General features: G+C 65.5%; 17 protein-coding genes. 7 read left to right on the top strand and 10 right to left on the bottom strand.

The features are described 5' to 3' along the window. Nucleotides 1-3 precede the first annotated feature (3 nt). Nucleotides 4-414, bottom strand: coding sequence for an ester cyclase (locus ACTUWL_RS09385; protein ID WP_021077388.1), 411 nt, complete (start codon nt 412-414; stop codon nt 4-6). 439 nt (nt 415-853) lie between these two features. Here ACTUWL_RS09385 and ACTUWL_RS09390 point away from each other — a divergent pair, with 439 nt between their 5' ends. Beyond that, a complete protein-coding gene (locus tag ACTUWL_RS09390; RefSeq protein ID WP_021077387.1) occupies nt 854-3,658 on the top strand; it encodes a CHAT domain-containing protein in 2,805 nt (934 codons plus the stop codon). 183 nt (nt 3,659-3,841) lie between these two features. Beyond that, nucleotides 3,842-4,078: a hypothetical protein gene (locus ACTUWL_RS09395; RefSeq protein ID WP_021077386.1), complete on the top strand. Its 237-nt coding sequence runs from the start codon at nt 3,842-3,844 to the stop codon at nt 4,076-4,078. A gap of 235 nt (nt 4,079-4,313) precedes the next feature. On the opposite strand, the gene rpoD is transcribed toward ACTUWL_RS09395, so the two are convergent. Both rpoD and dnaG read right to left on the bottom strand, forming a co-directional pair. Further along, the gene (rpoD, locus tag ACTUWL_RS09400; RefSeq protein ID WP_021077385.1) at nt 4,314-6,446 is read right to left on the bottom strand and encodes an RNA polymerase sigma factor RpoD; all 2,133 of its coding nucleotides are present in this window, start codon (nt 6,444-6,446) and stop codon (nt 4,314-4,316) included. Between the two features lie 252 nt (nt 6,447-6,698). Continuing rightward, nucleotides 6,699-8,711 carry a DNA primase gene (dnaG, locus tag ACTUWL_RS09405; RefSeq protein ID WP_021077384.1) on the bottom strand — a complete coding sequence of 671 codons (2,013 nt, stop codon included), beginning with the start codon at nt 8,709-8,711 and terminating at the stop codon, nt 6,699-6,701. A gap of 255 nt (nt 8,712-8,966) precedes the next feature. Here dnaG and ACTUWL_RS09410 point away from each other — a divergent pair, with 255 nt between their 5' ends. Further along, nucleotides 8,967-9,521 (top strand): chlorite dismutase family protein, encoded by a 555-nt coding sequence (locus ACTUWL_RS09410; protein ID WP_021077383.1) that lies wholly within the window; start codon nt 8,967-8,969, stop codon nt 9,519-9,521. Between the two features lie 4 nt (nt 9,522-9,525). On the opposite strand, the gene ACTUWL_RS09415 is transcribed toward ACTUWL_RS09410, so the two are convergent. From ACTUWL_RS09415 to ACTUWL_RS09425, 3 genes are all read right to left on the bottom strand, one after another. Next, complete coding sequence (locus ACTUWL_RS09415) at nt 9,526-9,924, bottom strand: gamma-glutamylcyclotransferase family protein (RefSeq protein ID WP_021077382.1); 399 nt, start codon at nt 9,922-9,924, stop codon at nt 9,526-9,528. 153 nt (nt 9,925-10,077) lie between these two features. Further along, on the bottom strand, nt 10,078-10,890 hold the full coding sequence (locus tag ACTUWL_RS09420) for a transglutaminase-like domain-containing protein (RefSeq protein ID WP_021077381.1): 813 nt from the start codon (nt 10,888-10,890) through the stop codon (nt 10,078-10,080). Between the two features lie 2 nt (nt 10,891-10,892). Further along, a complete protein-coding gene (locus ACTUWL_RS09425; protein WP_021077380.1) occupies nt 10,893-11,795 on the bottom strand; it encodes a transglutaminase family protein in 903 nt (300 codons plus the stop codon). A gap of 104 nt (nt 11,796-11,899) precedes the next feature. On the opposite strand from ACTUWL_RS09425, the gene ACTUWL_RS09430 reads away from it, so the two are divergent. Beyond that, entirely contained in the window at nt 11,900-12,697 is a 798-nt protein-coding gene (locus ACTUWL_RS09430) for an N-formylglutamate amidohydrolase (RefSeq protein ID WP_021077379.1), read from the top strand. Nucleotides 12,698-12,709: 12 nt separating this feature from the next. Here ACTUWL_RS09430 and ACTUWL_RS09435 read toward each other — a convergent pair whose 3' ends face one another. From ACTUWL_RS09435 to ACTUWL_RS09445, 3 genes are all read right to left on the bottom strand, one after another. Further along, the gene (locus tag ACTUWL_RS09435; protein ID WP_021077378.1) at nt 12,710-12,892 is read right to left on the bottom strand and encodes a hypothetical protein; all 183 of its coding nucleotides are present in this window, start codon (nt 12,890-12,892) and stop codon (nt 12,710-12,712) included. Nucleotides 12,893-12,899: 7 nt separating this feature from the next. Beyond that, on the bottom strand, nt 12,900-13,988 hold the full coding sequence (locus ACTUWL_RS09440) for a PepSY-associated TM helix domain-containing protein (RefSeq protein ID WP_291732995.1): 1,089 nt from the start codon (nt 13,986-13,988) through the stop codon (nt 12,900-12,902). A 481-nt stretch (nt 13,989-14,469) separates the two neighbouring features. Further along, nucleotides 14,470-14,703, bottom strand: coding sequence for a DUF6894 family protein (locus ACTUWL_RS09445; RefSeq protein ID WP_021077376.1), 234 nt, complete (start codon nt 14,701-14,703; stop codon nt 14,470-14,472). A gap of 172 nt (nt 14,704-14,875) precedes the next feature. Between ACTUWL_RS09445 and ACTUWL_RS09450 the strand changes: the two genes are divergently transcribed. The 3 genes from ACTUWL_RS09450 to ACTUWL_RS09460 are packed head-to-tail and all read left to right on the top strand — an operon-like array spanning nt 14,876 to nt 19,160. After that, the gene (locus tag ACTUWL_RS09450; protein ID WP_021077375.1) at nt 14,876-15,562 is read left to right on the top strand and encodes a TetR/AcrR family transcriptional regulator; all 687 of its coding nucleotides are present in this window, start codon (nt 14,876-14,878) and stop codon (nt 15,560-15,562) included. Beyond that, a complete protein-coding gene (locus ACTUWL_RS09455; protein ID WP_021077374.1) occupies nt 15,559-18,240 on the top strand; it encodes a molybdopterin-dependent oxidoreductase in 2,682 nt (893 codons plus the stop codon). Before ACTUWL_RS09450 ends, ACTUWL_RS09455 begins: the two co-directional genes overlap by 4 nt. After that, nucleotides 18,237-19,160 carry an FAD binding domain-containing protein gene (locus tag ACTUWL_RS09460; protein WP_021077373.1) on the top strand — a complete coding sequence of 308 codons (924 nt, stop codon included), beginning with the start codon at nt 18,237-18,239 and terminating at the stop codon, nt 19,158-19,160. Before ACTUWL_RS09455 ends, ACTUWL_RS09460 begins: the two co-directional genes overlap by 4 nt. Nucleotides 19,161-19,186: 26 nt before the next feature. Here the strand turns inward: ACTUWL_RS09460 and ACTUWL_RS09465 are convergent, their stop codons facing one another. Continuing rightward, nucleotides 19,187-19,804, bottom strand: coding sequence for a LysE family translocator (locus ACTUWL_RS09465; protein WP_021077372.1), 618 nt, complete (start codon nt 19,802-19,804; stop codon nt 19,187-19,189). Between the last annotated feature and the right edge of the window lie 36 nt (nt 19,805-19,840).

Genomic DNA, 19,840 nt, shown 5'->3' on the forward strand with positions numbered 1-19,840 from the left:
CCCTCAATCCCTGAGCTGCCGCTCCAGACCTGCAAAGTCGATCTCGGCCCAGCGCTCGCAGATCTTGCGGTCGTGAATCCGCCAGAACGTCATGCCGCGGAATTCGACATGGCGACCGGACGGGGCAATGCCGCGCCAGGGGCTGCGGTGCCGGCCCCGCCAGACGAAACGGCCGGCGACGATGTCGCGCTCGGCCACCAGACATTCGGCCACCGCCGAAAGATCGGCGAAGGCCTCGTGCATGCCGGTCGCATACGCGATCACCTCCTCGGCGCTCATCCGCTTGCCCGCCGCATGGTCGAAGAAATCGGATGCCAGCTGAGCGCGGATCGCATCGGGATCGAGACGATTGATCACGGCGTCGTAATGCGCGAGCACGAGCGCCTTGTTGGCGTCGCTTGTGGCGTTGGACATCGGGGATCGGCTCTCAAGAAAAAAGTTGTATGGAGCTAAGGATGCGCCTCATACGCGAATCGGTGGGGATGATGCAAGTGACGAAGGTCAGAAAAATCAATGCTTTCGGCACCGGCGCGTTTCGGCGTCGAAGCGAAAGGCGGTTGCCGGGAAAGTGCGTCCGCAAGCGGTAACATCATCCGATGGCTTGATCATGCCGCTGGCATGCAAGAAGCGGACGCGCGACACGGGTGCATCTCGGCGCGCGTGTGAACGCCGGAGGCGCCGGCTGCGACCAAGAAGGCACCGGCCCGGTCAACCGGTTCCACCGGCGCGCCGCCGCTCACCGGTCTTGTTCATGCAAAGGTGCGCCACTAAAGCCGGGCATGCTGGCTGCAACGACGACGTCATTTGGGGAACGCCATCCGGTGACGAATTCTGGAATGAGGATGTGCTGCCGATGACGACCGCCGGACGCTTCGCATGCGCGCGCAGGGTTGCCGTGTCGCTCGGTATCATCCTTGCGCTTGGCGCCACACTGACCGGGCCGATCGACAGTGCAGCCGCGCAGAATGCCCGCGCCAAACGTACGCCGGCACAAGGTGCCGGCAGCACGCAGGCGGTCACCGCGCAGATGAAGAATGCCATCGCGCTGACGCGCGGCGGCAGGATCGACGCCGGCGCCGTGCAACTCAATGCCGCGCTCGACGCCGCCGACAGGCTCGACGACGCGCAGTTCGTGATGGAGCAGTATTACGACGCGACCGCCGCGCTGCGCGCGGTCAAGCGCGACGACCTCGCCGAGAAGCTGTTCGTGCGCGCGTTCCAGAGCAAGGCGGCGGCGCAGTCGCCGCCCGGCAATGCCGACGTGCTGCTGGAATACGCCATCCTGCTGTCCGATCACGCCAGGATCGCGGAAGCGGTTCCGCTCTATATGAAGGGAATCGCGGCCTTCAACGCCTATTGGGGCGAAGGCTCCGAGGAATCACTGATCGCCAATGACAAACTCGCGGTGGCGCTGTCGGCCAACGGGTCGGCGGCATCAGCGACCAATCTGGGCCGGCATAATTTCGAGCGCTCCGAGAAGGCACTGGGCCCCGACCATCGCACCACCTGGAAACTCGCCAACAATTATGCGGACATGCTGCGCGAGATCGGCGCGCCGGCGAAGGCGCTCGAGCTCGATCTGTTCGCGATCGAGAAGCGTGCCAAGCACTATGGCGAGAACCATCTCAACACGCTGGTGACGGTCAACAATGCCGGCCAGGATTTCCTCAATCTCGGCCGCTTCGACGACGCCCGCCGCTATTTCCGCCGCCATCGCGCCATCGCGGTCGCTATGGCGCCGAAGGACCCGAGCTTTGCCGGACAGGCCGACGCCTGGCTGTTCTACACCGACATGCTCGCCGCCGGCGACGCGCCGACATCGCAAGCCGATCTGGAGCGGCTGGAGGCGATCGTCGCCAATGAGGAGAATTTCGCGGACTTCCTGCGCATCAAGGCCGCGGTGCTGGCTGCCGGCAAGCGCGAGGCGCGCGGCGAGCGAGGTGCGGGCATGCGGCTGCGCGAAACCGCGCTGGCGATCTCGACCCGCGCCTTCACCGCGCAGCATCCGATCTCGTTCGAGATCAAGCTCGGCATCGCGGTGGCCTTGATTGCCACCGATCCGAACCGTGCGGTGCAGAACTTCACCGCGCTCGACCGCGAGATGTTCGAATGGATGAAACGCGAGGTCGGCACGGCCGGCGACCGCGCAGTCGCCGAAGCGATCCGCGCCCACGCCGATCATCTCTTGTTCGCGTTCGGCCGCTTCGCCACCGGGGCCGGCGCGGCCGTGGCGCAGCCTGCCTTTGCCGCCGCCGTGCTGCGCTGGAAGACGCTCGGCGGCGGCGACGCCACCGCGCTGCGCCGGTTCGAGACTGAAGTGGCCGGCAAGGACGAGGAGACCGCGGCGCTGGTGCGTGCGGCGCTGCGACTCAATGGCGAAAAGCAGGAGCTGTTCTCGTCGGGCAATATCGACGACTGGGCGCGATCGGTGTGGCATCGGCAGGACGCAGCCGAGAAGGCGCTGAACAAGCGGCTCGATGCGATCGGCGCGAAGCTGCCGCAAGATCCGATCCGTCCCGCGCAGCTGCTCGCCCCGCGGGAAGCCGTCGTCAACTACTTCATCACGCGGCAATGGAAGGCGGACCGGCAATCGAAGGACCCGCTGGCGGCGACCTTGCTCTACGCCATCGTCGAGACCGCGCAAAGCGAGCCGCGCGTCGTCGATCTCGGCGATCCCGGCAAGATGGTCGACACCAGCGTGCGGACCGAGATCGCGCGGCTGCGGACGATGCAGGCCACCGCGCCTGATCTCGACGAAAGAGCACTCGACACCAAGGGCCGCTTCCAGAACCTGCACGCGCGGCTGTTCGCGCCGCTGGAGGCAATGCTGAAGGACAAGACCACGCTCTATGTGGTGCCGGACGGCTTCCTGTTTGCGGTGCCGTTCTCGCTGTTGCCCGACGCTGACGGCGGCCTGCTGGAGGACAAGTTCGCGATCCGGATGCTGACCAGCCCCGATGCGCTGATTGCGATCCACGCGCGCGAGACGCTCGACAAGCAGGGCGCGATGCTGCTCGCCGGCGGCATCGAATACGGCGTTCCGGGGCCGATGCAGCTGCCGGCGACCCGGACCGAGATCGAGGCGATCGCAAAGCTCGCCCGCGCGCGCGGCGCGCCGGTCGAGATGCTGAGCGGACGCGGCGTCAGCGAAGGCGTGCTGCGCGAGGCGATCGGCAAGGCCCGCATCGCGCATCTGGCGACCCACGGTTTCTATCACGACAGCACCGCCTCTGGCCTCGACACGCTGTGGCAGAGCGGCATCGTGCTGTCGGGCGCCGGCGACAGCCGCTGGCCGCTGCGCGACGACAAGGACGGCTATCTCTACGCCTTTGAACTGATGGACTGGGACCTCTCCGGGCTCGATCTGCTGGTGCTGTCGGCCTGCGAGACCGGCCGCGGCGACGAGAGCTTCGTCAGCGGGCTGCGCGGCCTGCCGACCGCGCTCGGCATTGCCGGCGCGCGCCGCGCGCTGCTGACGCTGTGGCCGGTCGCCGACGAAGGCACCGCGAACTTCGCCTTGCGCTTCTACGAGCACCTCGCCGAGGGCCTGACCTATTCCGATGCGCTGCGCCAGACCCGGCGCGATGCGCGCGACGGCAAGGTCGCCGGCGCCCGCGACGCCAGCGTGTGGGCGGCCTTCGTGCTGTTCGAGGGCTGAGACGGCGACCTGACGCAAGAGAACGGTGGACATCCCACAGGCCGTTGTCATCTTGACATGTCGCCGGACTACGTCCGATCGCATCTCAAGGGCGTTTCGCCGCCGGATTGCGCAGGGCAGCCCAGCGCGCAAAGGCGCGGGATTTGCTTTGACAGCCTTGCCACGATCGGGGACAAGCCGCGCATGCCAAAAAAACCCGGGACCAATCCCAAAGGCGAATTCGCCTTCTTCAACGTCTTCTATGAAGACGGCTCGCAGCGCTCCAACCGCCGTGTGCCCTCGGAGCTGCTTGGCGGCCTCGACGGCGACGAGCCGGTGCGCGCCTTCCTGCGCGACCAGGACCGCGAGATCGCCGAAAAGGGCGGCCGCCCGCCGCTCGAGATCAAGTCGATCGAGCGGGTCGGGGCGAAGAAGAAGTAGCGGCGCGGCGCGAGCCATCCGCCCGCTCGGTCATCTCCCATTGCCACTTCTTCCGTCATTCCGGGGCGCGCGCAGCGCGAGCCCGGAATCCATCGGGCCACACGTTTCGCGGTAGAATGGATTCCGGGCTCGGCGCTGCGCGCCGCCCCGGAATGACGACGAGATAACGATCACTCAACAAACAAAAACGGCGGGCCCAGGCCCGCCGCTCTTGTTTCGATGGATACCGACTGAATCAGTTGTCGAGGAACGACCGCAGCTTCCGCGACCGTGACGGGTGCTTCAGCTTGCGCAACGCCTTGGCTTCGATCTGGCGGATGCGTTCGCGGGTGACCGAGAACTGCTGGCCGACTTCCTCCAGCGTGTGGTCGGTGTTCATGCCGATGCCGAAGCGCATGCGCAGCACGCGCTCTTCGCGCGGGGTGAGCGAGGCCAGGACGCGCGTGGTGGTCTCGCGCAGGTTGGATTGGATCGCGGCGTCGATCGGAAGGATCGCATTCTTGTCCTCGATGAAATCGCCGAGATGCGAGTCTTCCTCGTCACCGACCGGAGTCTCGAGCGACAGCGGCTCCTTGGCGATCTTCAGGACCTTGCGGACCTTCTCCAGCGGCATGCCGAGCTTCTCGGCAAGTTCTTCCGGGGTCGGCTCGCGGCCGATCTCGTTGAGCATCTGGCGCGAGGTGCGGACGATCTTGTTGATCGTCTCGATCATGTGCACGGGGATGCGGATGGTGCGGGCCTGGTCGGCGATCGAGCGGGTGATCGCCTGCCGGATCCACCAGGTGGCGTAGGTCGAGAACTTGTAGCCGCGGCGATATTCGAACTTATCGACCGCCTTCATCAGGCCGATATTGCCTTCCTGGATCAGGTCGAGGAATTGCAGTCCGCGGTTGGTGTATTTCTTGGCGATCGAGATCACGAGACGGAGGTTGGCTTCCACCATCTCCTTCTTGGCCTGACGGGCCTCGCGCTCGCCCTTCTGCACGCCGTGCACGATCTTGCGGAATTCGCCGATCTCGAGGCCAGTGAGCGCCGCCAGCGACTGGATCTCGTGGCGCAGATCCTTGATGCGGTCCTTCTCGTGATGGACGAAGTTCTTCCAGCCCTTGGCCGACAGCTTCGAGACGCGGTTGAGCCAGCGCGGATCGAGCTCCGAGCCCTGGTAGTTGCGCAGGAAGTCCTCACGCGCGACGCCGTGGCTGTCGCCGAGGCGCAGCAGGCGGCCCTCGAAGGAGACCAGCTTCTTGTTGATGTCGTAGAGCTGCTCGACCAGCGAATCGATGCGGGCCTGGTTGAGGCGCAGCGACTTCACCTCGACGATGATCTCGTCCTTCAGCTTCTTGTACTTGCGCTCCTGCGACGGCGACAGCGACTCGCTCTGCAGCTGGTTGGCGATGTCCTGCTCCTGCAGGCGGCGCAGCTTCTTGTACTCGGACGCGATCTTGTCGAAGGTCTCGACCACTTTCGGCTTCAGCTCGGCCTCGATGGCGGCGAGCGACATCTGGTTCTCGAACTCGTCGTCGTCCATGTCGCCTTCGGCAGCGGCCTCGGCGGGATCCTTCTCCTCGGCGCCGGCTTCGCCACCGGCGGGCGCGGCGCGGAACGGGGTCGGCGACGGCGGGGCGGCAGGCGGCGCGACATGGGCCGGCGCCCCGGCTTGCGCATCACCGCCATTGCCTTCAGCCGCCGCGCCCTCGGCGCCGTTGTTGCCGATCAGGTTCGGATTGATGCCGCCCTTCGACTCCGGGCCGGCATAGGTGGCTTCGAGATCGATGATGTCGCGAAGGAAGATCTTTCCTTCGTTCAATTCGTCGCGCCAGATGATGATGGCCTGGAAGGTCAGCGGGCTCTCGCAGAGGCCCGCGATCATCGCCTCGCGGCCGGCCTCGATGCGCTTTGCGATGGCGATTTCACCTTCGCGCGACAGCAGCTCGACGGTGCCCATCTCGCGCAGATACATGCGCACGGGATCGTCGGTACGCTCGCCGGGCTCCGACTTCTTGACCTCGGTGACGGCCTTCTGCGTGACCTCCACGAGCTCGTTGTCGGTCTCGTCGTCACCGTCGTCCTTCTCGTCCTCGCCTTCGGAGTCATCCGCCTCGGTGACGTTGATGCCCATGTCGGAGAGCATCGACATGATGTCTTCGATCTGTTCGGGCGAGGTCGTATCGGAGGGCAGCACTTCGTTGAGCTGATCGAAGGTCACGAAGCCGCGCTTCTTGGCCTGCTTGATCATCTTCTTCACCGCGGCATCCGACAGGTCGAGCAACGGCGACGGCGCGTCAGCGGAATCCTTCTCAGGGGCATCCGCTGCCTTGTCGTCTTTTTCCTTGTCCTTAACCTGCAGCGTCTTTGCCTTGGTGGCCATTCACTAAGCTCCCGAAACGCGGTCATGCAAAATGGCGCCAAGCGCACACATCGGCATGATATCTAGATTTACTCTCTCGACGCACAAAGGGCGGCGCAAAATCTCGCCACCCCTGTCATCCGTCTCGACGGTTTCCATCTGCAATAGCCGCGAGGCTATTAAGTTTCGCTTAACCCTGTTTTTGCAGCCAAACCATGGATTTGGCGAGTCTTTTTGCGGGTTCGGCCAGCGCCGTCCGCAGCATTTTTGTTATCAGACATTACGTTGGAACCGGCCCGATAATTCGCCGAACCCTTCGATCAGGGCTTCGGTCCCATCGGCTTCTGCCATCCGGGCCTGGATATCCTGCAACCATGCCAGATTGGCCTCGCTGGAGTCTTCAGCCAAGGCGGCTTCCGCGTCTTTTCTTTCCCTAAGTAAGGCGTGGGTTTTCTGATGCAAGGCAACGAGTTGACGCCAGGTCGATAAAACATCCTCGCGCGCGGCGCCAACCTGCGCGCCCCACACCGCCTGGGTTGTGATCGCCCGCTCAACCCTTTGAAGAATATGAGATAATCCACCCGCCTCGAGGTCGGATCGCATCTTCTCGGCCTGCTCCTCGACGTCCGGGGAATGATGATGGTCGTGGGCAAAGGCCGCGATAATGGCGGCCCTGAGCTTGTGGGCCTCGGGATGAGCAAGCTCAAGGGCTGCCACCTCCTCGAGATGATCGTGCAGCAGCCAGGGGTGGTTGATCAGGCATTGCAGGATCAGGGCCTCGCGGCGCGAGATAGCGCTGCGCTGGCCGCGCATGATCGGACTGTTGGCGAGCTGCGGGCTCGCCGCCTGGTAGGGGCCCCGTGAAATCCCGGGGGTGGCGCCGCCCTTGGCGCCGAACCGGCCGGCCTGGCCCGGTCCGCGCGGGACAAACTGGCGGGGTGATTCGCCGCCGCGCCCGCCTCCGAAATTGCTCCTGCCGAAGCCGCCGCCGCGGCCATAGCCGCCACGTCCGCCCTCCGGGGCGAAATTGCGTTGCAGCCGCTCCTGCAAATCCTGCCGGTAATAGCGGCGCACCACCTCGTCGCGGATGCCGTTGGCGAGCTCGCCGATCCGCGCCTCCAGCGCCGCGCGGCGCTCGGGGGTGTCGAAATTGCCGCCTTCGATCTCGCGCGACCAGATCATGTCGGCGAGCGGGCGCGCCGCCGAGATCACCTCCTCGATCGCAGCGCGGCCGCCGGAGCGGGCGAGATCGTCGGGGTCCTGTCCTTCCGGCAGCAACGCGATGCGCAGGCTCTTGCCGGGCTTGAGCTGCGGCAGGGCAATGTCCGCAGCACGATACGCCGCCTTCTTGCCGGCGCGGTCGCCGTCGAAGCAGAGGATCGGCTCGTCGACCATCTTCCAGAGCAGCGCGAGCTGGTTCTCGGTCAGCGCCGTGCCGAGCGGCGCGACCGCGCCGGGAAAGCCCGAGGTGACCATCGCGATGACGTCGACGTAGCCCTCGACGACGATCAGCTGCGCCCCGTCATGCGCGGCCTGCCGTGCTGTGAACAGGTTGTAGAGATTGTCGCCCTTGTGAAACAGCGTGGTTTCCGGCGAGTTCAGGTATTTTGCCGGAACGTCCTTCTCCAGCGCGCGACCGCCGAAAGCGATGACGCGGCCGCGGGCATCCGTGATCGGGAACATGACGCGGTCGCGGAAGCGATCGAAAGGCACCGGCTTGTCCTCGCCGGACACCAGGAGACCTGCCTCCACCATGTCCTCGGTCGAAATGCCCTGAGCGCCGAGATGCTCCTTCAGCGCAAAGCGATCCGGCGGCGCATAGCCCATCCGGAACTGGAGCTGGGTCGCCGGCGAGATAGCGCGGTCGGCGAGATAGCCACGCGCCTTGGCGCCATTGCGTGAGGCCAGCGTGTCGGCGAAGAATTTGGTCGCCAGTTCCATCACGTCGTGCAGGGTGCGGCGATGCTGCTCGTGGCGCGCCGCATCGGGCGTTACGGCCGGCAGCGGGACTCCCGCCATCGCGGCGAGACGTTCCACCGCCTCGGGGAAAGTCACGCCCTCGGTCTTCATCAGGAAGTCGAAGATGTTGCCGTTCAGCCCGGACGAGAAGTCGAACCAGGCCTGCTTCTGGTCGTTGACGAAGAACGAGGGCGTCTTCTCCTGCTGGAACGGCGACAGCCCCTTCCACTCCCGCCCGGCCTTCTTGAGCTTGACGCGCTTGCCCACGACTTCCGAGACCGGAAGCCGGGCGCGCAGTTCATCGAGGAATTCGGGCGTGAAACGCATCTGGCTCGGGTTCGGCGTCAATCGGACATCGATATAGTGACGAAGCCCTCAACCCATCAAGTTTATCGACCTTCGCCCGTTATCCACACCCTCGTCATTCCCAGGCGATGCTCGGCGTCGAGCCCGGAATCGATGCATCCGCATTGCCGGCCTATGGATTCCGGGCTGAGCCCTTGCGGGCTGCCCCGGGATGACGGTGGGGATGATCGTCATGACCGAGCTTGCCCCCTCCCCGGTTACGGGATTGGATAAGCCATGTTCACGACGTTCAGAGGCGGGCAGAGCGGCGGCTGGCAGGTTACGTCCATCACGCGGGTGAAGGGCGAGACGCTGCCGAAGGTCGCGGCGCTGTCGATTGTTACCAGCGAGTCGATCGCGCTGCCGCTGCTGCCGGCACAGACTTCCTGGCGGCTCGCCGGCGTCGCCAGCCATCTGCGCTACACCGAGAAGGAAGAGCGCGAGAAGCTTGCCGCCGTGCAGGCCGGACTCGGCCGCAGCGAGGCAACGCACGCGGCACTGATCCCGATCAGGAAGTCTGCGGCATGGTGGGAGCTCACCCAGGAGGAGCGCCGGGCGATCTTCGAGGACAAGTCGCACCACATCGCCGGCACCTTGAAATACCTGCCGGCGATCGCTCGCCAGCTGTTTCACGCCCGCGACCTCGGTATGCAATTCGACTTCCTGACCTGGTTCGAATTCGCGCCCGAGCATGCGAGCCTGTTCGACGAGCTGGTCGGCATGCTGCGCGCCACCGAGGAATGGAGCTTTGTCGAACGCGAGGTCGACATCCGCGTCGAGCGGGAAGTGTGAAGCGCTAATGCGCGAGAAACTTTCCTGAGGCGATCCGCGGCAGCTCGGTGACCGGCCAATTGTAGAGATAGGTCCACGCCTCGCGTGCGCTGCCGTCGGCGAGCGTGACCTTGAGCATCTCGCGGAGATATTCGGTCGGCGGCGGAAAGCCTTCGCCGCAGGCCTCGTACATGTCGAATTCGCGCAGCATGGCTTCGCGCGCGCGCAGGCGGAACAATTCACCGTGCACGATGTCGGCGGGATCGTCCGAGGCGACGAGGCCCGGATAATGCTTCACCAGATAAAGCCGGCCGCGGCACTGCGCCGGCCCGAGGAATTCGGCATTGCCGGCAAGCAGCTTCGCCATCGGATGGTCGAAGCCGCGCATCAGCGTGCCGTAGACGAAGAGAAGATCGGAGATCATGGCCTAACCTGTCATTCCGGGGGCGCAGCGAAGCTGCGAGCTATGATGCGCAATTGCGCATCTGAGAATCCATTTCACCAGACGGATGCTGTGCGAGATGGATTCCGGGCTCGCCCTTCGGGCGCCCCGGAATGACGGAATGGTTGGGAAGAATCAAGCCGCCACCACCTCATCCGTCACCACGACGAACTTCGTCAGCGTCATGCGGCCGAAGCTCGTGGTGAGCGCGACGTCGGCGGCGTCGCGGCCGGTCGCCATCAGGATGCGGCCGATCCGCGGCACATTGTGGCGGGCATCGAAGGTGTACCACTGGCCCGACAGATAGACCTCGAACCAGCCGGAAAAATCCATCGGCGCGGGGTCCGGCGGCACGCCGATGTCGCCGAGATAGCCGGTGCAGTAGCGCGCCGGAATGCCCATGCAGCGGCAGAAGGTGAGCGCCAGGTGCGCGAAGTCGCGGCAAACGCCGGCACGGCTTTCATAGACGTCATGCGCCGACTTCATATGATGGGCGTGCTGGTAGCCGAATGTCACGTGGTGATGCACGAAATCGGTGATCGCCTGCACCCGCGCCCAGCCGGGCTGCGTGTTGCCGAACAATGACCAGGCGATGTCGGTCAGCTTGTCGGTCTCGCAATAGCGGCTCGGCATCAGATAGAGCAGCATGTCATCGGGTAGCTGCTCGATCGGCACCTGCTGCGCCGCCGGATTGACGACATCAGGCAATCCCGAATCCCGCACCAGCGCGCTGCCACGAAAGGTGACGCCACCGGCCGGCGCGACCAGGCGGCCGCAGACATTGCCGAAGCCATCGCGATAAAGCCCGATCGGGACATCCGGCTCGGTCGAAATGCTTTCGGTGCCGACGATGTCGGCATAGCGCGACGGATGGATCGACAGCATGATGACCATCGGTGTCGGCAACGCCGCCGTGTAGGTGATCTCGAAACCGACCTTGATCTGCATCGTCAGGCCGTCTCCTGCTCGGCTGCGCTCTCGCCGACCGAGACGACCTTGATGTCGACGTCCATCGCGAGATAGGCATCCGCAGCGCCAAGATAGACGCCATGCAGCGGGATGGCCTGGCGCGGATCGCGCGCCACTGCGACGCGGATCAGATCGCGAGTGCCGACGATGCCGTTGGTCGGATCGAACTCGATCCAGCCCGCGCTCGGCAGATAGACCTGCACCCACGCGTGGGTCGAGCCGCCGCCGACATAGCCATGCGCGCTGCCGGGAGGCATCGCAAGATAGCCGGAGACGAAGCGCGCGGCGATGCCGAGCCGGCGCAGCGCCTCGATCATGAATAGCGCATAGTCGCGGCAAGTGCCGGACTGCGTCCGCAGCGTATCGAGCGGATGCTGGGTGCCCTGCTCGTAACGCTTGCGGTAGCTGAACGCCTCACGGATGCCGTGGGTCATGTCGCTGAGGATCTTGAAGGTCAGCGTCGGCGCCTCGACATCGAGGAAACGCCGCGCCCAGGCCGACAGCTCGCCGTTCGGGTCGCCATATTGCGGCGTGATGAACTGCTGCAGATCGGGGAATTCCTCGTCGTCGTAGAGGAACGGATAGAAGTACGCAGGGTCGTCCGGCGTCAGTGCAAACCTGTCGGCCGGATTGTGCTCCACCGTTGCGGTCGAGACAAAGGACAGCGTGTCGGCGCGCTCGTCAAAGGCCGCGATCGCGACGCTGTTGCCGAACACGTCGTGGATCCAGCGCAGCGACATTGGCTGCGGATCGATCACAAGTGCGCCGTCGAGCACGCGCAGATCATGGCCGTCGCGGGGGCGCAGCATGATGCGGTGTTCGCCGAACGCCACCGGGCGCGCGTAGCGATAAACGGTCTTGTGATGGATAGTCAGGAGCGGCATCTTCAAACAATCATCGTGATTTCGAGCCGCATAATCTATAGAGAAAGCTGCTCGATTCCAAACCAGCATGCCGCTTGAATAGGCAAAGTTGAGGAAAAAAGCCCTTGAATTACGGTGGCGGTCCATCTTTCCTGCTCGCAAGCACCGATGCTTCACCGGTTCTTGAACATAATGCGGCCGGCCGCTCACCGTTCCTATTCACCTGCGACCACTACGGCAGGCTGATTCCCTCCTCGCTCGGCGATCTCGGCCTGCCCGAAGGCGAGCTCGTCCGGCACATCGCCTGGGACATCGGCATCGCCGGCGTCGCCACGCAGCTCTCCGACCTGCTCGGCGCGCATTTGATCGCGCAGCGCTACTCGCGGCTCGTGATCGACTGCAACCGGCCGCCGCATGTCGCAAGCTCGGTCCCGCTGATCAGCGAAGCCACCACCGTTCCGGGCAATGAGGGCCTGTCGCGCGAGGCCGCCGAGATGCGCCGCGCGCAGATCTTCGATCCCTATCACCGGCGCATCGACCACATCATCGACGAGCGTGCGCGACAGGGCATGCCGACCGTGCTGGTGTCGCTGCACAGCTTCACGCCGGTCTATGCCGGCATCGCACGTCCCTGGCACATCGGCACGCTGTATCATCACGACAAGGCGCTGCCGCCGCTGCTGCTCAAGCATCTGCGTGCCGAGGGCGATCTCGTGGTCGGCGACAACGAGCCCTACGCGGTCAGCGACGAGACCGATTACACGATCCCGGTGCATGGCGAGCAGCGCGGCCTGATGAATTCGGGCATCGAGATCCGTCAGGACCTGATCTCCGATCAGGCCGGCGAGACGGCATGGGCCGAACGGCTGGCGCGCATCCTCGGCGAGATCGAGACGACGCTGCGCGCCGAAGCGCGGATCTAGCGCGTCGCCCGATCAGTTCGGCCGGCGCTGCCAGATGAACAGCAGGTAGAGCAGCACGGGCAGGCCGAGCGCCACCCACGAGACGGCATCCCACCAGCCGTCGCCGACCAGCGCGCTGATCAGGCCCACTGTGCTCACGATCGCGATCACGAGCGGCGCGGCGAAGATCTGGGTCAATGTGCGATGTGCGACCATGCTGAAATCACGACGTGAGTGCGGGATTGTCGATCGAGGCGGCGTTGGCGATGGCGCGCTCCTGGCTGACACCCGCCTTGCGGCGGCGCGTCCACAGATACACGCCGGTGATGAGGATGAAGATGGTCAGGATGTCGAGCAGAGCCCAGACGATCTTGAGCGGCATGCCCCCGTAGTCGCCGAAATGCAGCGGCTGCGAGATGTAGAGCGTCGACACGTACCAGGGCATGTCGCGGCTGTCGGTCAGCGTCCCGGTCTCCGCATCGATCAGCGCGGGCTTCAATAACCGCGAGGTCAGCGGCGTATCGCCGTGCAGGAACACCGCGTAGTGGCTCTTGCTGCTGAACAGCGTTCCCGGAAAGGCGACGAAGCTCGGCGTCATGCCGGGCACCGCACGCTTGGCCTCCACGACCGCCGCATTCAGCGAGGACAATTTCGACGGCACCGGCCGGTCCTTGTAGTGCGCGGTCATTTCGGTGAGCTGACCGAACTGCCACATCTTGAGGACGAGATCGGCCCAGGTGTTGATGACGCCGGTGAAGCCGACCACCAGCGTCCAGGCGACCAGCAGGATGCCGGCGAGATTGTGCACGTCGAGCCAGCGCACCACGCGGGTGCGCTGCGCGCGATAGGCGCCGAACCGCAGCTTGCGCATCGACGGCGCGTAGACGACGATGCCGGAAATGATCGCGACGCAGAACAGTATCCCCATCAATCCGAGAAACAGCTTGCCGGGCAGCCCTGCGAACATGTCGGTGTGCAGTTTCAACATGATGTAGGTGAAGCGGCCGGTCACGTCAGGGGAATCGAGATAGACGCCGGTATGTGTGTCCATCCGGATCAGCAAATTGTTGGTCGGATCGGCATCGATCGTCGGGCCGACGCTGACCCACATCGCGCCGGGATTGTCGCGGTCCCAGATCAGAAAATGCGGCACCTTGCCCGGCGCCTGCGCCAGCGCATTGGCGAGCAGATGATCCAGATCGGCCGGCGGCGTGCCTTGCGGCACGTCGGCCGCCTTGACCTGGCTGTGCAGGAGATCGTCGATCTCGTCATGGAAGATCAGCGGCAGGCCGGTGATGCATAACAGCAGCATGAACAATGTGCAGATCAGGCTGGTCCATTTGTGGACGGCGCCCCATTGCCGCAGGGATTTGGTCGTCGCAGTCAAGGTCGCTACCTAATTCCAGAGTCTCCATTGTTGCCGTCACTAACACGATGGAGGACGCGCGCAGCCGCACGGCGATTAGAACGCGTCCAGTGTAGGGCTTATCGCCAATCGTGTTGCGATCGCGCAACGAGGGCGGCCGGAAAGTGCCACGATGCGTCCAGGTATTTCGCGCAACTGTAGGATCGTTCTAAACTGAATCGCCGAGACCGGGTCAGCATCAGCCGGCCGGCGCGGCATGGACGGCATGCTTCGCGCGGCATCTGGGACCCGGCCCGCGCATGTAGTGCTGTTCGGGCCGATAGGGATCGCACATTCGCGCGATCAATTTCTGCCAGGCGCTCGTGACCGCGTTCAGACCGCGGCGAAGCGACAGCAATGATGAATGCGATGACGACAAGGCGCGTCCTCAGTGCGGTTTGCCAAGCACGAAGGCGAAGGGCAGGATCACGATCTCCTCGCCGGCCTCGTCGCTGACATGCACGGCCCAGTCGCGCCAGTCTTCCAGACTGACCGTTGCGACCAGCGAGCGCATCATGCGGGTCGCCGCCTCGCAGGCCTCGGAGAGGTTGTCGACCGAGGCGCCGCGGCGATCCATCAGCACGCCGCGCGTATTCGAGCAATGGAAATAGACCTGTGTCATGTCCGTATCCTCGCAAGCGCCGGGCGATCGGGGCTCGCCCTTGCATGTCGAAGCTTTACGCAGGCCAGGCGAGACGATCCGTGACGCGCCTCACACATCAGTGAGGCAGCCCGCTAGATCGCTTCACCAAATCGCGATTTGACAAATCTCCTATATTTGTCAAATTCGTCAAATGGGACCGAAGACCCGCATCCTCGATGCCACCATGCTGGTGTTCCGCCGGCACGGCTTTCGCCGCTCCTCGATCGAGCAGGTCGCCGAGGCGGCCGGCCTGACGCGGCAAGCGCTCTATCATCATTTCGAATCCAAGGAAGCGCTGTTCCGCGCCGTGATCGAGCGCATCCATGAATCCGCGATCGCAGCCGAGGAAGCAGCCGTGGCCGAAGCGGAGACGGCGGGGGGCAATCTCGGCGATATCCTCGCCGCGGGCCTGACCGCGCGGATATCGACCATGATCGCCTCGCTGGACGGCTCGCCGCATATCGAGGAATTGTACTCCGAGCACCTCGTGCACGCGCGCGACCTCTACCAGACCTATGCCGCACGCCATGCGGAGCGCGTGGCCGCCACCATCGCGCGGATCGCGCGCAAGCAGCAACTCTTGCTGCCGCAAGACCTGTCGCCGGCCGAATTCGCCCGGCTGGTCGAGATGTCGATGTACGCAGCGAAGTCGCAGTATCCGGCGATGCAGCCGGCCGATGCATTCCTGAAGGACATGGCGATCATGGTGCGCACGCTTTGCGCCGGCGCCATCCCGAGATCCGAGACAAAATCCTCGTCGAAATCACGACAGCCGCCCGCCAGGAAGGCGGCAATCCGCAACAAGCCGACACGCAGGACAATAGGAGGACAGTCATGACCACGACGACCGTCAACGGCCGCGTCGAATCCCTGCCCGATGATCCCGACGCGCTCCTGATCGACATCGTGCGCGACCAGCTCAAGCTCACCGGCACCAAGCTGGTGTGCGGCGCCGGCGTCTGCGGCGCCTGCACGGTGCTGGTCGACGGCGCGCCGGTCACAAGCTGCCTGATGCCGGCGCAGGCCGCAGCCGGCAAGGCGGTGACGACGGTGGAGGGCATCGGCGCCGCAGGGCTGCATCCGGTGCAGAAGGCGTTCATGGCGCATGACGCCCTGCAATGCGGCTTCTGCACACCGGGCTTCATCGTGGAGGCGACCGCGTTCTGCGACCAATGGCGCGCGACCAGGGGAACGGCGGTGCCCTCGCGCGAGGAGATCGGCGCGGCGCTGTCGGGCCATCTCTGCCGCTGCGGCGCCTATGACGGGATTTTCCGCGCGGTCGCGGATGCCTGTGTCGGCCGCTTTGACGGCGACAATGTCGCAGCGCCCCGCATCGAGGCGCGCGACAAGGTGACGGGCGCGGCGAAATACACCGTCGACATCACGCATGACGGCCAGCTCGAAGGCTTGATCCTGCGCTCGCGCGAGGCGCATGCGCGGATCACCACGCTCGATCTCGCGCCGGCGCGCGCGCTCGCGGGCGTCACAGCGGTGTCGCTGCTCGGCGACGACAAGATCGTGCGCTATGTCGGCGAGCCGATCGCTGCGGTTGCTGCAAAGGACCGCAAGGCGGCAATGGCCGCGCTCGCCGCGATCAAGCTGACCTATGAAAAGCTGCCGGCGGTGGTCGGGCTCGACGCCGGACGCAAGGACGGCGCGCCTGTGGTGTTCGACAAGGCGAGCCGCAAGCGGGCCGGCAATGTCTCGGAAGCCGCAGGCGGACCGGCGCCGTGGAAGCAAAACATCCGCGGGCCGACCGCGGTTTTCTCGACCCGCGCCAAGAAGGCGCGCAGTTGGGTCGACGAGGCGCGGCAGGCCAATAACAGCCTGCTCGTCGAAGCCACCTTCCGCACCGCCACGCAGCAGCATGCGTGTCTGGAGCCGCATGCCGCGGTGGCGCGCTTCGACGGCGACCGGCTGACCCTGCACGCCTCGACCCAGCAGGTGTTTCACCTGAAGGAGCAGATCGCCAAGCGCTACAAGCTCGATCACGACAAGGTCCGCGTGATCGCCGAGCACGTTGGCGGCGGCTTCGGATCGAAGGCGAGCCTCGGCGTCGAGACGATCGCCGCGATCGAGCTCGCGCGCGCGGCCAAGGCGCCGGTGCGGGTCACCTACGATCGGCAGGAAGAGCTCTCGGTTGCCGGCTATCGGCCTGCCGCGGAACTGAAGGTCGCGCTGCTGCCGTCCGACCAGGGTGGCCTGAAAGCGCTCTCCGTCACCGCGCATGCCGATACCGGCGCCGCGACCAATTCGACGATCGCGGGCCTGGCGCGGCTGATCTATCCGGCCGAGGCGAAGGACCTGTCGGATTTCGACGTCATCAGCAACCTGCCGCCCGGCGCCGCCTTCCGTGGCCCCGGCGGTCCGCCGATGGCCTTCGCGGTCGAGCAATCGATCGACGAGGCCGCACTGCGGCTCAAGGTCGATCCGATCGCCCTGCGCAAACGCTGGGACCCCGATCCCAACCGCCAGCGGCTGTACGACTGGGCTTCCGGGCTCGACATCTGGCGCAATCGCAAACCACAACAGACCGGCCGCTACCGCCGCGGCATCGGCGTCGCCACCGGCTACTGGCTCTATCTGTGGCAGCCCAACGTGAAGGTCGAGGTCGCGGTCAAGGGCGGCCGCATCGTCGCCAGCACCGCGACGCAGGACATCGGCACCGGCACCCGCAGCGTGCTTGCCGATACGATTGCGCGCGAGTTCGATCTCGAGCCCGGTGATATCGATGTGCGGATCGGCGATTCCTCGCTGCCCGAAGGGCCCGGCTCCGGCGGCAGCCGCGTCACCGCCTCGGTGATGCCCCCGACGTTGCAAGCGGTAGGGAAGCTGAAGGCTCAAATCCTCGAACAAGCGACGCGAAAGCCTGCGCCCGGCTCGAACGCGCCGTGGCGCGAGCTGATCGCGCGCTCGCCCGACATCGCCGTGGTCGAGACGCGCGGCGAGGACGGCAAGAACACCGCACCCGGCATCCGCTCACCGCTGCGCGAAGTCGGCCTGATCGGCATGGTGTTCGGCTGGATGATGCGCCGCTTTTCCAATATCGCGGTCGGCGCCGGCGTGCCGAGCTCGGTGCAGGTGATCGAGGTCGAGGTCGACACCTGGCTCGGCCACGTCCGCGTGCTCAACGTTCACACCGGCATCGCGGTCGGCAAGATCGCGTCTCCCGCGCTGGCGCGAAGCCAGGCCTGCGGCGCTGTCATCCAGGGCCTCGGCTACGCGCTGTACGAGGCGCGCGAGCTCGATCCGAACACCGGCGACGTGCTGACCGCGGGGATGGAGGACTACCGCATCCCGGGGATCGCCGATACGCCCGAGATCGACGTCCATTTCGACGAAGCCGGCTTCGACCATGTGCTCGGCAACAGCGTCGGCATCGGCGAGGCGTCAACGGTGCCGACCTCGGCCGCGGTCGCCAATGCGATCCACGACGCGATCGGCGTCCGCCTCACCGAGATTCCGATCCGGCCCGACCGCATCGTCGCCGCGCTGAAAGGGAGGGATGCCGCATGAGCGCCGCAACAGCACTGGCAATGTCCGCACCCGAATTCCGCGCCGCCGGCACCGACCTGTCGGAGCGCCGTCGTAGCGGCCTGTCATGCGGGGAGGTCATCGATCTCACCGCCAGCCCCGACACGATCGGGGTCGCGTGGAATGCGGACGGCTCGGCGCGGATCGGCGCCCTGACTGCGATCGCAGCGATCGCATCGGATGCGCGGCTCGCCCAGGCCTATCCCGGCATCACCGCCGCCGCGCAGGGCCTCGCCACGCCGCAGATCCGGCATATGGCGACGCTCGGCGGCAACCTCGCGCAGCGCTCGCGCTGCTGGTATTTCCGCAATCCGCAGATCGCCTGCCTCAAGAAAGGTGGCACCGACTGTCCGGCGCGATCCGGCAACCATCTCTATCACGTCGCGTTCGATCTCGGCCCTTGCGTCGCGCCGCATCCGTCAACGATGGCGATGGCGCTGCTCGCCTATGATGCGAAGGTCACCACGGACCGGCACAGCGGATTGTCGATCACCGACGTGCTCGGCGATGGCAGCAACGGCGCGGTCGACAATCTCCTTGCGCCGGGCGAACGGATCGAGCGGATCGAGCTCCCCGCCCCGCTGGCCGGCGAGCGCGCGCACTACAAGCGCGCCATCAGCCGCTCCTACGCGGAATGGCCGCTGGTCGAGATCTGCGCGCGGGCCGTGATATCGGGCGGCACATTCCAGCAGGTCCACATCACGGCCGGCGGCATCGCCCCGGTGCCGCTGCGTCTCGAAGCAAGCGAGGCTGCGCTGCAGGGGAAACCGGCCACTGCCGCGACCATCGCACAAGCCGCCGAGCTCGCAACATCGGGAGCCAAGCCGCTGCCGATGACCGGCTACAAGCTCGAGCTGCTGACTGGCCTGGTGCGCGACGTGATGGAACGGATCGCGACGTAGCGCGAGCGACCGTTTCGGCCCCGGGCTCAGCGTGCCCGGGTCAGCGCCAGCCAGATGCCGCCGCCGATCATGAAGCCGCCTGAGATGCGCGACATCAGCCGCGTCCGCTCCTTGGAGAAGAACCTGCGGGCGCGGCCGGCGGCCAGCGCGTAGGCGGCATCGGTCAGCACCGCGGTTGCCATGAAGGTGACGCCGAGCAGCGCCACCTGCGGCAAATGCGGCTTGTCCATGTCCATGAACTGCGGAATGAAGGCGCCGAAGAACACCAGCACTTTCGGGTTCGACAGCAGCACCAGAAAGCCCTGCAGGAAGAAGCCGCCGCGCGGCGGCGGCGGCTTGTCGTCGGTGCCGACGCCCTCGACCGGCGAACGGATCAGCTTGATGCCGAGCCAGACCAGGTAGGCCGCGCCGGCAAAGCGCACCCAGTTGAACCAGTAGCCCATCGTGGCCATCAGCGAGGTCAGGCCGACCGCGACGATGCCGATCACGATCGCAAGCCCGACCTGCGCGCCCAGCACGTTGGTGAGCGCCGCACGGGTGCCGTAGCGCAGCCCGTTGGCGATCACCATCGTGACGATCGGACCGGGCAGCAGCGCCAGCGCGATGCAGGCGGCAACGAAGGCGAAATAGGCTTGCAGGGACATGAGGGGCTCTTCTGCTTCTTTGTCATTATTATGCAC

It is taken from the genome of Bradyrhizobium sp. WCU1, from assembly GCF_053474805.1.

Bases quoted from the DNA above. Each gene is read 5' to 3' on its own strand.
- ACTUWL_RS09385 (WP_021077388.1), bottom strand. From the start codon at position 414: ATGTCCAACGCCACAAGCGACGCCAACAAGGCGCTCGTGCTCGCGCAT.
- ACTUWL_RS09390 (WP_021077387.1), top strand. From the start codon at position 854: ATGACGACCGCCGGACGCTTCGCATGCGCGCGCAGGGTTGCCGTGTCG.
- ACTUWL_RS09395 (WP_021077386.1), top strand. From the start codon at position 3,842: ATGCCAAAAAAACCCGGGACCAATCCCAAAGGCGAATTCGCCTTCTTC.
- rpoD (WP_021077385.1), bottom strand. From the start codon at position 6,446: ATGGCCACCAAGGCAAAGACGCTGCAGGTTAAGGACAAGGAAAAAGAC.
- dnaG (WP_021077384.1), bottom strand. From the start codon at position 8,711: ATGCGTTTCACGCCCGAATTCCTCGATGAACTGCGCGCCCGGCTTCCG.
- ACTUWL_RS09410 (WP_021077383.1), top strand. From the start codon at position 8,967: ATGTTCACGACGTTCAGAGGCGGGCAGAGCGGCGGCTGGCAGGTTACG.
- ACTUWL_RS09415 (WP_021077382.1), bottom strand. From the start codon at position 9,924: ATGATCTCCGATCTTCTCTTCGTCTACGGCACGCTGATGCGCGGCTTC.
- ACTUWL_RS09420 (WP_021077381.1), bottom strand. From the start codon at position 10,890: ATGCAGATCAAGGTCGGTTTCGAGATCACCTACACGGCGGCGTTGCCG.
- ACTUWL_RS09425 (WP_021077380.1), bottom strand. From the start codon at position 11,795: ATGCCGCTCCTGACTATCCATCACAAGACCGTTTATCGCTACGCGCGC.
- ACTUWL_RS09435 (WP_021077378.1), bottom strand. From the start codon at position 12,892: ATGGTCGCACATCGCACATTGACCCAGATCTTCGCCGCGCCGCTCGTG.
- ACTUWL_RS09440 (WP_291732995.1), bottom strand. From the start codon at position 13,988: ATGCTGCTGTTATGCATCACCGGCCTGCCGCTGATCTTCCATGACGAG.
- ACTUWL_RS09445 (WP_021077376.1), bottom strand. From the start codon at position 14,703: ATGACACAGGTCTATTTCCATTGCTCGAATACGCGCGGCGTGCTGATG.
- ACTUWL_RS09450 (WP_021077375.1), top strand. From the start codon at position 14,876: ATGGGACCGAAGACCCGCATCCTCGATGCCACCATGCTGGTGTTCCGC.
- ACTUWL_RS09455 (WP_021077374.1), top strand. From the start codon at position 15,559: ATGACCACGACGACCGTCAACGGCCGCGTCGAATCCCTGCCCGATGAT.
- ACTUWL_RS09460 (WP_021077373.1), top strand. From the start codon at position 18,237: ATGAGCGCCGCAACAGCACTGGCAATGTCCGCACCCGAATTCCGCGCC.
- ACTUWL_RS09465 (WP_021077372.1), bottom strand. From the start codon at position 19,804: ATGTCCCTGCAAGCCTATTTCGCCTTCGTTGCCGCCTGCATCGCGCTG.